Source organism: Plantactinospora sp. WMMC1484 (genome assembly GCF_049315195.1).
In the GTDB taxonomy this organism is placed as follows: Bacteria; Actinomycetota; Actinomycetes; order Mycobacteriales; family Micromonosporaceae; genus Plantactinospora.
Map to the genome: position 1 here is coordinate 952,428 of NZ_CP186055.1, position 11,778 is coordinate 964,205.

The window sequence follows — 11,778 nt, forward strand, 5'->3', positions numbered from 1 at the left end:
AACTGCTGCCCTGACCGGACCGGCGGCACGGCGCGGTGTCGGCGCGACGACCTCCGCGACCCGCGCGGCCCTACCCGGCGTATCGCGGATGAGCGCGACGGCATCGATCACGTAGGGTCGTGGGCGTGGGACGAATCAACGAGTTGGCCGACCGCTACGTCGACGAGTGGGCCCGGCTCAATCCGGCCGGCGCGACCTTCGTCGGCATCGGAGGCTACGACGACCAGCTCGGCGACCTCTCGCCGGACGGCTACGCGGCGCAGGCCGAGCTGACCCGGCGTACGCTGGCCGAACTCGACGGCACCGAGCCGGACTCCGAGGCGGAACGGACCGCCAAGGAGGCGATGCAGGAGCGGTTGGGCCTGGAGGTGGCCCGCTACGAGGCCGGCGAGACGACGAGCGAGCTCAACGTCATCGCCAGCGGGCTGCACGAGCTGCGGCAGGTCTTCGACCTGATGCCGACCGAGGGCGCCGAGGCGGTTGGTAACGTCGCCGCCCGGCTCAACCAGTTCGCGGGCGCGCTCGACGGCTACAAGACCACGCTGCGGACGGCGGCCGGGGCCGGGCACGTCAGCCCCCGGGCGCAGATTCTCGAGGTCGCCAAGCAGTGCCACATCTGGACCGACCCGGACGGCGACAACTTCTTCCACAGCCTCGCCGAGCGGCTGGAGGCCGAGCCGGCGCTCGCCGCCGACCTGCGCCGGGGCGCGGCCGCGGCCACCGCCGCCACCGCTGAGTTCGGGCACTTCCTCCGCGACGAACTCGCCCCGCTGGGCCGGGCCAGGCAGGCGGCCGGGCGGGACCGCTACGAGCTCGCCTCGCAGTACTTCCTCGGCGCCAGGGTCGACCTTGCCGAGACGTACGCCTGGGGGTTCGAGGAGCTGGCCCGGCTGGAGGCCGAGATGCGCGCGGTGGCGGCGGAGATCGCCGGTCCGGGCGCCGCCGTGGACGCGGCGGTGGCCGCCCTCGACGCCGACCCGGCCCGGCGGATCCAGGGCAAGGAGGCGTTCCGCGACTGGATGCAGGCGCTGGCCGACAAGGCGGTCGCCGAGCTGCACGGCACCCACTTCGACATCCCCGAGCAGGTACGCCGGATCGAGTGCTGCCTCGCGCCGACCAGCGACGGCGGCATCTACTACACCGGCCCGAGCGAGGACTTCTCCCGGCCGGGCCGGATGTGGTGGGCGGTGCCGCAGGGCATCACCGAGTTCTCGACCTGGCGCGAGGTGACCACCGTCTTCCACGAGGGCGTGCCCGGCCACCACCTCCAGGTGGCACAGACCCAGGTCCGCGCCGACCTGCTCAACCGCTGGCAGCGACTGCTCTGCTGGACCTCCGGGCACGGCGAGGGGTGGGCGCTCTACTCCGAGCGGCTGATGGACGAGCTGGGCTACCTGGCCGACCCCGGTGACCGGCTCGGGATGCTCGACGGGCAGGCGTTCCGGGCGGCCCGGGTGATCGTGGACATCGGCATGCACCTGGAGCTGGAGATTCCCCGCGACAACCCGTTCGGCTTCCACCCGGGTGAGCGCTGGACCCCGGAGCTGGGCTGGGAGTTCATGCGGGGGCACTGCCGGGTGCCGGACGAGAACCTGCGCTTCGAGCTGAACCGCTACCTGGGCTGGCCGGGGCAGGCACCGTCGTACAAGGTCGGTGAGCGGATCTGGCTGCAGGCCCGGGCCGACGCAAAGGCCCGCAAGGGTGCCGACTTCGACCTGAAGGAGTTTCACCGGGCGGCGCTGAACCTCGGCTCGATCGGCCTGGATCCGCTCCGCGCCGCGCTCGCCCGGATCTAGGGGGCCGGGCGGACGCCGTGCGGCACCCGGCGCATGCTCCTTGGTCGATATTTCGATACTGACGTGAATCGCGCGGAATACTCCTCTTTGCCGGTGATGGGGCCATCCAGCCGATGGAGGAGACGTGAGTCGAGAAGACGGGACCGGGAAGCGGACACGCCCGCCCGCGCCGACCGGAGCCGAGGTCGCGCTGACCCTCACCGTGAACGGCGCCGACCACGGGCTGCGGTTGGACGGCCGGGTGACCCTGCTCGACGCGCTCCGCGACGACCTCGGTCTGGTGGGCACCAAGAAGGGCTGCGACCAGGGTGCCTGCGGCGCCTGCACGGTGCTCCTCGACGACCGGCGGGTGCTCGCCTGCCTCACCCTCGCCGCCCAGTGCGACGGGCGGCAGGTGACCACCATCGAGGGCCTGGCCGTCGACGGGCACGGGCACCCGCTGCAGGAGGCGTTCCTCCGCCACGACGGCTTCCAGTGCGGCTACTGCACCCCGGGGCAGATCATGTCGGCGGTCGCGCTGCTCCGTGAGGGACGCGCCGGCTCCGACGAGGAGATCCGCGAGTTCATGAGCGGCAACATCTGCCGCTGCGGCGCGTACCCGAACATCCTCGCCGCCATCCGCGAGGCCGCCGGGGCGGGGGTTCGGTAGCCGTGCGTGCCTTCGAATACCTGCGCCCCGACGACGTGGGCGCCGCGGTGGCGCTGGTCAGCGCCGACCCCGCCGCCCAGTTCCTGGCCGGCGGCACCACCCAGGTCGACCTGATGCTCAAGGACGGCATCCTCGACCCGGAGCGGCTGGTCGACATCACCCGGCTGCCGCTGACCGGGATCACCGCCGACGACCGGACGCTGCGGGTCGGCGCGTTGACCACGATGGAGGAGATGGCCGCCGACCCGACCGTGGCCCGGCGCCTCCCGCTGGTCCGCACGGCGCTGCTCGCCGGAGCGTCGCCCCAGCTCCGCAACATGGCGACGATCGGCGGGAACCTCCTGCAACGCACCCGCTGCCGCTACTTCCGGGATCCGACCGTGCCGGACTGCAACAAGCGGACGCCGTCGTCCGGCTGCGCGGCCATCACCGGTGCGGCGGCGCGGATGCACGCCATCCTCGGTGCGGGCGAGAGCTGTATCGCACTGCACGCCTCGGATCTCTGCGTACCGCTGGTGGCGCTGGACGCGGTGGTGCACGTCCGGGGCGTCGACGGCGAGCGCGAGATCCCGCTTACCGAGTTCTATGTGCTGCCCGGCGACCGGCCGGACGTCGAGACGGTGCTGCGGCACGGCGACCTGGTGACCGCGGTGACCGTCCCGTTGCTGCCGGCGGCGGCGCGGTCGGGCTACCTCAAGGTACGCGACCGCGCCTCGTACGAGTTCGCCCTGGTCTCGGTCGCCGCCGTGCTCGTGCTCGAGCAGGGCATGATCGCCGAAGCCCGAATCGGGCTCGGCGGGGTGGGGACCGTACCGTGGCGGGCACGCGCGGCCGAGCAGGTGCTGACCGGTGCCCCGGCGGTCGCCGAGACGTTCCGGGCGGCGGCAGCCGCCGAGTTGCGGGACGTCTTCGTCGTGCCCGGCACGGCGTTCAAACCGGAACTGGCCCGGCGCACGATCGTGCGGGCGCTGGAGACCGTGGCGGAGGAGCGGCCGTGACCATGACCGAGCCGACCACCGTGGTCGGGGCCGGCATCGACCGGGTGGACGGGCCGCTGAAGGTGACGGGCGCGGCAGCGTACCCCTCCGACGTCAGCTATCCGGGGATGGCGCACGCGGCGCCGGTCCGCAGCACCATCGCCGCCGGGCGGATCCGGGCCGTCGACACCGCCGCCGCCGAGGCCATGCCCGGCGTGCTGGCGGTACTCACCCACCGCACCGCACCCCGGCTCAACCGGGGGCCGGAGAACAACCTCGGGCCGACCCCGCCCCCGCCGCTGCAGGACGACCGGATCCTGCACAACGGGCAGTACGTGGCGGTGGTGGTCGCCGAGCGGCCGTACCAGGCGGCCGCGGCGGCCCGCGCCGTCACCGTCGACTACGAACGCGCCGACCCGGTGCTGGAGATCGACGACCCGCGGGGAAACGTGCTCACGAACCCGTTCGACATGGACGCCGAGCGGGGGGATGTCGCGGCCGCGCTCGGCACCGCCGACGTCGTGCACGAGGCGACCTACCGGACCGCGGAGAACACCAACAATCCCCTGGGGCTCTTCGCCACCGTGGCGGCCTGGGAGGGCGACCGGGTCACCGTGCACGACTCGACACAGTGGCCCGCCAACGTACGCAGCACGATCGCCGAGGTGTTCGGGCTGCCGGAGCCGGCGGTGCGGGTGTACGCGAAGTACGTCGGCGGCGGCTTCGGCTCCGGTCTGCGGGTCTGGCAGCACGTGATCCTGGCCGTGCTCGCCGCCCGTACCGTGGGGCGGCCGGTGAAGCTGGTGCTCTCCCGCCCGGAGATGTTCACCGGCGTCGGGCACCGGCCCGACACGGTGCAGACGATCCGCATCGGCGCCCGGCGCAGCGGCGAACTGGTCGCGATCGAGCACGAGTCGCTGCAGACCGTGGCGATGGAGGACGAGAACCCGGAGCCGGTGGCGGCGGTCAGCGGCAACTCGTACGCCTGCCCGAACGTGGCGCACCGGGACCGGCAGCGGCGGCTCAACATCCCCTGTCCGGGCTCGATGCGGGCACCCGGGGAGGCGCAGGGCAACTTCGCGCTGGAGTCGGCGCTCGACGAACTCTCCTACCGCCTCGGCATGGATCCGCTGGAGCTGCGGCTGCGCAACTACGCCGAGACACAGCCGCAGTACGGCCTGCCCTGGTCGAGCAAGGCGCTGCGGGAGTGCTACGAGGTGGGCGCGGAACGGTTCGGCTGGTCCCGCCGCGACCCGGGGATCGGGGCGATGCGGGACGGCCGGTGGCTGGTCGGCTACGGCATGGCCGGGGTGAGTTACCTGTGGTGGCAGGTGCGCTGCGAGGCCCGCGCCGGCATCGGTCGGGACGGCACCGCCCAGGTCAGCAGCGCCGCCACCGACATCGGCACCGGTACCTACACGGTGATGCGGCAGCTCTCGGCGGAGCTGCTCGGGCTGGACCTGGCCCAGGTCCGGTTCGACCTCGGCGACTCCGAGATGCCCTGGTCACCGCAGGCCGGCGGGTCGGGGCTGACCGGCGCGCTCGGCAACGCCGTCTACGCGAGCTGCCGCGAGCTGATCGGGCGCTTCCTCGACACCGTCGCGGACGATCCCGAGTCACCGCTACGCGGCTGCACGATCGACGATGTCGCGGTCGGCGACGGACGCATCCACCAGCGGGCGGATCCCGGGCGGGGCGAGAGCTACGTCGCGATCCTGACCCGGCACGGGCTCGACGAGCTGACCGCCGAGGCGGCGAGCGCCCCGCCCGAGGCGCAGCAGGTGGGGATGGCGCCGGCCGGCGCCTTCGCCGCGAAGTTCGTCGAGGTGCACGTCGACCCCGACCTCGGGCTGCTGCGGATCCCCCGGGTGGTCGCGGTGGTCGACGGCGGCCGGATCCTCAACGAGAAGCTGGCCCGCAGCCAGATTCTCGGCGGGACGGTCGGCGGGATCGGCCAGGCGCTCTTCGAGGAGACCCTGACCGACGCCCGCACCGGCCGGATCGGCAACGCCAACCTCGGCGACTACCTGGTGCCGGTGCAGGCCGACATCGGCGAGGTGGACGTCGTCTTCGTCGGCGCACCCGACCGGCTCACCCCGATCGGCACCAAGGGGGTCGGCGAGGTCGGCCTACCCGGCATCTCCGCCGCGATCGCCAACGCCGTCCACCACGCCACCGGCCGGCGGATCCGCTCCCTGCCCATCACCATCGAGCAGCTGCTCTGAACCGTCGCTCCGGCGCTGCTCCGACTGCTTGCTCTCGGCACCGCCTCGTCCGCCCGCCGGTCGTCACCCCCTCGGCCGGGGTGGGCCGGCGGGGGCCGCCGCCCCGACCGGCTCCACGTCGGCGACCGGCTGGGTGAACTGCGCCTGGTAGAGGCGGGCGTACGCGCCCTGCGCGGCGAGCAGCTCGGCATGGCTGCCCTGCTCGACGATCCGGCCGCCCTCCATCACCAGGATCAGGTCGGCGTCCCGGATGGTGGAGAGCCGGTGCGCGATCACGAAGCTCGTCCGGTCCGCCCGCAGCGCGGCCATGGCCCGTTGCAGCAGCACCTCGGTGCGGGTGTCGACCGAACTCGTCGCCTCGTCCAGGATCAGTAGCGACGGGTCGGCCAGGAACGCCCGGGCGATGGTGATGAGCTGCTTCTCACCGGCGCTGACGTTGTTGCCCTCCTCGTCGATGACGGTGTCGTAGCCGTCCGGCAGGCTCCGGACGAACCGGTCCACGAAGGTCGCCCTCGCCGCCTCGAGGATCTGCTCCTCGCTCGCCTCCGGGTTGCCGTATGCGATGTTGTCCCGGATGGTCCCGCCGAAGAGCCAGGTGTCCTGGAGCACCATGCCGATCTCGCCGCGGAGCGTGTCCCGGCGCAGCTCGGTCAGGTCGACCCCGTCCAGGGTGATCCGCCCGGCGTCGAGCTCGTAGAAGCGCATGATCAGATTGACCAGGGTGGTCTTGCCGGCGCCGGTCGGGCCGACGATCGCCACCGTCTGCCCCGGCTCGGCGACCAGGGAGAGGTCGTCGATCAGTGGTTTCTCCGGTTCGTACCGGAAGGAGACGTGCGCGAACTCGACCCGGCCGCGCCGCTCGGTGAGCCGGGCCGGCTCGGCCGGGTCCGGGCTCTGCTCGTCGGTGTCGAGCACGTCGAAGACCCGCTCCGCCGAGGCGACCCCGGACTGCATCAGGTTCGCCATCGAGGCGACCTGGGTGAGCGGCTGGGTGAACTGCCGGGAGTACTGGATGAACGCCTGCACGTCGCCGAGGGTCATCGCCCCGGACGCCACCCGCAGCCCGCCGATCACCGCGATCAGCACGTAGCTCAGGTTTCCGATGAACATCATCGACGGCATGATGATGCCGGAGACGAACTGCGCGGCGAAGCTCGCCTTGAACAGCTCCTCGTTCTTGGCGGCGAAGGCCGCCTCGACCTCGCGCTGCCGGCCGAAGACCTTGACCAGCTCGTGCCCGGTGAAGGCCTCCTCGATCTGCCCGTTCAGCGCGCCGGTGTGCGTCCACTGCGCGATGAACTGCCGCTGCGAACGCTTCGCGATCTGCTTGGTGACCAGCACCGACGCCGGCACCGCGATCAGCGCCACCACGGCCAGCAGGGGCGAGATCCAGAACATCACCGCCAGTACGCCGACCACGGTGAGCAGGGAGGTGAGCAACTGGCTGAGGGTCTGTTGCAGGCTCTGCGCGATGTTGTCGATGTCGTTGGTGACCCGGCTGAGCAGCTCGCCCCTGGGCTGCCCGTCGAAGTACGGCAGCGGCAGCCGGTTGAGCTTCGCCTCCACGTCGGAGCGGAGCTGCCGGACCGCGCCCTGCACCGCGCCGTTGAGGATGTATCCCTGTAGCCAGCCGAGCAGGCTGGCGGCGAGGAAGAGCAGCAGCGCCAGCAACAGGATCTGGCCGAGCCGCCCGAAGTCGATGCCGGCGCCCGGGACCACGTCCATCCTGGACAGCAGCTCGGCGAAACCGTCGTTGCCGGCCGCCCGGGCGGCCTCGGCCGCCTGTTCGGTGGTGGCGCCGGCCGGTAGCTGGCGGCCGATCAGCCCGGCGAAGATGACGTCGGTGGCGTAGCCGAGGATCTTCGGCCCGGCCACCGACAGCCCGACGCTGACGACCGCCAGCAGGATCACCGCGACGAGCTGGAGCCGGTAGGGCCGGAGCCGGCCCAGCAGCCGGCGGGCCGACGGGCCGAAGTCCATCGACTTCTCGGCCGGCATCCCGGTGGACATCCAGCCCGGGCCGCGCCCGCCGGCACCGCCGGGTAGCCGGGCCGGTGTCGCCCTGGCCGTCTGCTGGCTCATGCGGCCACCTCCACGGTGAGCTGCGATTCGACGATCTCGGCGTAGGTCGGACAGCTCTCCAGGAGTTCCGCGTGCCGGCCGATGCCGACCACCGACCCGCCCTCCAGCACGACGATCTGGTCGGCGTCGAGGATCGTGGAGACCCGCTGCGCCACGATCACCACCGCGGCGTCCGCCGTGACCGGCCGCAGCGCGGCGCGGAGCCGGGCGTCGGTGCCGAGGTCGAGCGCGGAGAACGAGTCGTCGAAGAGATAGACCTCCGGCCGGCTGACCAGGGCGCGGGCGATCGCCAGTCGTTGCCGCTGCCCGCCGGAGAGATTCGTCCCGCCCTGCGCCACCGGAGCCTCCAGCCCTTCCGGCAGCGCCTCGACGAAGTCGCGGGCCTGGGCGATCTCCAGGCTGGCCCAGAGTTCCTCGTCGGTCGCGTCCGGCCTGCCGTAGCGGAGGTTGCTGGCGATCGTGCCGGAGAAGAGGTACGGCCGCTGCGGCACCAGGCCGATCCGCTCCCAGAGCAGCTCCGGGTCCAGTTCGCGGACGTCGATCCCGTCGACCAGTACCGCACCGCCGGTGACGTCGAAGAGCCGGGGGACCAGCCCGAGCAGGGTGCTCTTGCCCGCACCGGTGCTGCCGATGATCGCCGTGGTCTGGCCGGCCCGGACCGTGAAGGAGACGTCCCGGAGCACCGGAGCCGCCGCCCCCGGATACTGGAACCGCACGTCGCGCAGCTCCAGCTCGGCGCGGAGCGGCACCTCGCGGACCGGCTGCCGGGGCGGGACGACCGAGGATCCGGTGCCGAGCACCTCCATGATCCGTTCGGCGCAGACCGCCGCGCGCGGCACCATGATCAGCATGAAGGTCGCCATCATCACCGACATCAGGATGAACATCAGGTAGCTCAGGAAGGCGGTCAGCGCGCCGATCTGGATCTGCCCCGAGTCGATCCGGTGTGCGCCGAACCAGAGCACCGCCACGCTGGAGGCGTTGAGCACCAGCATCACGATCGGGAAGATCAACGCCATCAGCCGACCGACCCGGAGTGCCGTGGCGGTCAGCTCCTCGTTCGCCGTCTCGAACCGGCGGGTCTCGTACGGCTCGCGGACGAACGCCCGGACCACCCGGATGCCGGTGATCTGCTCCCGCAGCACCCGGTTGACGGTGTCGATCCGGGTCTGCATCATCCGGAACTGCGGGACCATCCGGCGGACCACCAGCCCGATCGAGAGCACCAGCACCGGTACGCAGACCAGCATCAGCCAGGAGAGCCCGACGTCCTCGCGCAGGGCCATGACGACGCCGCCGAGCAGGGTGATCGGCGCCGCGACCAGCATCGTGCAGGTCATCACGACAAGCATCTGCACCTGCTGCACGTCGTTGGTGCTGCGGGTGATCAGCGAGGGCGCGCCGAACTGGCCGACCTCGCGCCCGGAGAAGCTCATCACCCGGGAGAAGACCGCCGACCGGACGTCCCGGCCGAAGCTCATCGCGGTGCGGGCGCCGAGATAGACGGCGGCGATCGTGCAGGCCATCTGCACCCCGGTTATCAGCAGCATCCAGCCGCCGGTACCGACGATGTAACCGGTGTCGCCCCGGGCGATCCCCCGGTCGATGATGTCGGCGTTGAGGCTGGGCAGGTAGAGCGTGGCCATGGTGCCGACGAGTTGCAGCAGCACCACGGCACCGAGCGGCCGGCCGTAGGGCCGCAGATGGGTACGCAGTAGTCGGATCAGCATCGACGATCCCCCGAATCGTCCGGTCGGTCAGTATCCACCGCTCCGGGCTCCGGTACACCCGGCTCCCGTACGCCGTCCAGCAGCACGGCGGCGATCGTCTCGGGGCGCAGCGGTTCGTTGTCGGTGATCCGCGGATGCGAGCCGGCGAAGGTCAGCAGGCGCAGCAGCCGGGCCACCTCGGGAAGCGGATAGCGGAAACGGTCGCGGTCCGGCTCCAGCACCCGGACGACGGCCTGGTGAATCTCCTCGTTCGGCGGGTGCGGAGTCGCCCGCTCCGTGCTCCGGGCCGCCGGGTCTTCGGGCGGCCCGTGCATACCGACGGAGTGCAGCAGATTGAAGATGCTGGTGAGCCGGCGCTGGAGTATCGCGGCAAGCTCGGTGAGCCGCTCCGGCAGCGGGCGGTCAAGGTCGATCTCCGCCAGCTCGGCCAGCAGCGGCGCCGGGTCGAGTGCCGTCTCGACGGCCACCCTGACCAGCCCGTCCTTGTGCGGGAAGACCCGGAAGATGGTCCCCTCGGCCACCCCGGCCGCCTCGGCGATCTGCCGGGTGGTGACCTTGACCCCGTGTTCGGTGATCAACTCCAGGGTTGCGGTGATCAGGGCGGCGCGCCGCTCGTCCGGCGGCAGCGGTCGGGCCCGGCCCGAGGGGGTCTGGGAGTTCACGGCGGCAACCTTAATGAGTGAGCCACTCACTCACAACCGATTTTCCGGCGCGACCCGCCGCAGTGTGGCAGCTCACACTCGTGGCGCCCGTCGGGGCACGGTGCTGCTCACCGACCTCGACGTCCCCGCCCGGAGCCGGGTGGTGCGGGACTAGAGTTTGGGCGCGTACCGGAGGGAGTTGTCAGGTGCAACTGGCGGATCTGCGCGGCCGGCGGGTCGCGGTCTGGGGCACCGGCCGGGAGGGCGTCGCGGCGATCAACGCGATCGCCCCGGTCGGAACGGCCGACCTGGTCGCGGTGATGGACCGCGAGACGTACGCCGCCAAACCCTGGACGGGCCGGCTCGCCGAGCTGGCCCCGCTGCACACCGGCCCGGCCGCCCTGGAGGCACTGCTCCGGTCGGACGTGGTGGTCCGGTCCCCGGTGATCGGCGAGACCCACCCCTGGGTGGTACGCCTGCGCGAAAGCGGCATCCCGATCACCAGCGGTACGGCGCTCTGGATGGCCGAGCACGCGGCCACGACGATCGGAGTCACCGGCAGCAAGGGCAAGAGCACCACCACCAACCTGATCAGTCACCTGCTCACCGCCGCCGGCCACCCCAACGTGATGGGTGGCAACATCGGCGTCCCGGTGCTCGATCTGCCCCCCGCGCGGCGCTACGTCCTCGAACTCTCCATGTACCAGTGCGCCGACCTCACCGACTCGCCCGAGGTGGCGGTGCTCACCTCGCTGGCCCCGGAACACCTGGACTGGGCCGGCGGAGAGGCGGAGTACTACCGGCACAAGCTGAACCTCGTCGCGCACGGGCCCCGCGCGGTGGTGTTCAACGCGCACGACGACCGGCTCCGCGCCGAACTCGGTGCCCGGCCCGGGCTGCCGCTGCACCCGGCCGGCTCGACCACCGCATCCGGCGCCACAGGGGAGCCGGCATCCAACGCAGCCGGGGAGCCGGCGTTCCACGTGGCCGTCGCCCCGGACGGCGCCCGCTGGATACACCTCGGCGACCGGCCGCTCTTTCCGCGTACCGCGCTGCCGCTCGTCGGGCGGCACAACGAGTGGAACCTCTGCGTCGCGCTCACCGCGCTAAGGGCGGTCGGCGTCGACTGCGCCGCCGAGCGGGACCGGCTGGCCGCCGCCCTGGCCACCCTGCCGGTGCTCGAGCACCGGCTCACCCCGATCGAGGACCCCTCAGGAATCACCTTCGTGGACGACTCGCTCTCGACGATCCCGCAGTCGGCGATCCACGCCATCGAGGCGTACGCGACGCGTCCGCTGACCGTGATCGTCGGCGGTGAGGACCGGGGGGTGGACTACACACCGCTGCGCGACTTCCTCGCCGGGCAGGAGGTCGTGGCGACCCTGATCGGCATCCCGGACAGCGGGCCACGGATCCTGGACGCGGTCAAGGACCTGGACACGATCACCACGCTGACCGCCGAGGACCTGATGGGGGCGGTCCGACTCGGCCGGGAGCACACCCCGGCCGGCGGGGTGGTGCTGCTCTCACCGGCCGCGCCCAGCTACGGCCGGTTCGACAACTACGCGCACCGGTCCCGCGTCTTCCGGCAGGCGATCGAGGAGACCGCCGGCTAGCGTCGGTGCACGGACGGCGAGGGGGGCCGGTCGGTCGACCGGCCCCCCTCGGACGTCCCTAC

Annotated in this window: 8 protein-coding genes; 5 read left to right on the forward strand and 3 right to left on the reverse strand. The window is 72.1% G+C overall.

Going from position 1 to position 11,778, the window contains the following annotated elements:
- Positions 1-125 precede the first annotated feature (125 nt).
- The 4 genes from ACN28C_RS04230 to ACN28C_RS04245 all read left to right on the forward strand — a co-directional run bounded on the left by ACN28C_RS04230 (position 126) and on the right by ACN28C_RS04245 (position 5,647).
- Positions 126-1,796, forward strand: a complete 1,671-nt coding sequence (locus tag ACN28C_RS04230; protein WP_422772276.1) for a DUF885 domain-containing protein — start codon at positions 126-128, stop codon at positions 1,794-1,796.
- Positions 1,797-1,986: 190 nt separating this feature from the next.
- A complete protein-coding gene (locus ACN28C_RS04235) occupies positions 1,987-2,445 on the forward strand; it encodes a (2Fe-2S)-binding protein (protein WP_422774520.1) in 459 nt (152 codons plus the stop codon).
- A gap of 2 nt (positions 2,446-2,447) precedes the next feature.
- Positions 2,448-3,443: an FAD binding domain-containing protein gene (locus ACN28C_RS04240; protein ID WP_422772277.1), complete on the forward strand. Its 996-nt coding sequence runs from the start codon at positions 2,448-2,450 to the stop codon at positions 3,441-3,443.
- 2 nt (positions 3,444-3,445) lie between these two features.
- Positions 3,446-5,647, forward strand: coding sequence for a xanthine dehydrogenase family protein molybdopterin-binding subunit (locus ACN28C_RS04245; RefSeq protein WP_422774521.1), 2,202 nt, complete (start codon positions 3,446-3,448; stop codon positions 5,645-5,647).
- 63 nt (positions 5,648-5,710) lie between these two features.
- Here the strand turns inward: ACN28C_RS04245 and ACN28C_RS04250 are convergent, their stop codons facing one another.
- From ACN28C_RS04250 to ACN28C_RS04260, 3 genes are read right to left on the reverse strand one after another with little or no spacing between them, the layout of a single operon-like run.
- Positions 5,711-7,729 (reverse strand): ABC transporter ATP-binding protein, encoded by a 2,019-nt coding sequence (locus tag ACN28C_RS04250; RefSeq protein ID WP_422772278.1) that lies wholly within the window; start codon positions 7,727-7,729, stop codon positions 5,711-5,713.
- Complete coding sequence (locus ACN28C_RS04255) at positions 7,726-9,459, reverse strand: ABC transporter ATP-binding protein (RefSeq protein ID WP_422772279.1); 1,734 nt, start codon at positions 9,457-9,459, stop codon at positions 7,726-7,728. The genes ACN28C_RS04250 and ACN28C_RS04255 overlap by 4 nt, the downstream gene beginning before the upstream one ends.
- Positions 9,453-10,121, reverse strand: a complete 669-nt coding sequence (locus tag ACN28C_RS04260; protein WP_422772280.1) for a TetR/AcrR family transcriptional regulator — start codon at positions 10,119-10,121, stop codon at positions 9,453-9,455. Before ACN28C_RS04260 ends, ACN28C_RS04255 begins: the two co-directional genes overlap by 7 nt.
- A gap of 185 nt (positions 10,122-10,306) precedes the next feature.
- On the opposite strand from ACN28C_RS04260, the gene murD reads away from it, so the two are divergent.
- Positions 10,307-11,716 carry a UDP-N-acetylmuramoyl-L-alanine--D-glutamate ligase gene (murD, locus tag ACN28C_RS04265; RefSeq protein WP_422772281.1) on the forward strand — a complete coding sequence of 470 codons (1,410 nt, stop codon included), beginning with the start codon at positions 10,307-10,309 and terminating at the stop codon, positions 11,714-11,716.
- Positions 11,717-11,778: the final 62 nt, after the last annotated feature.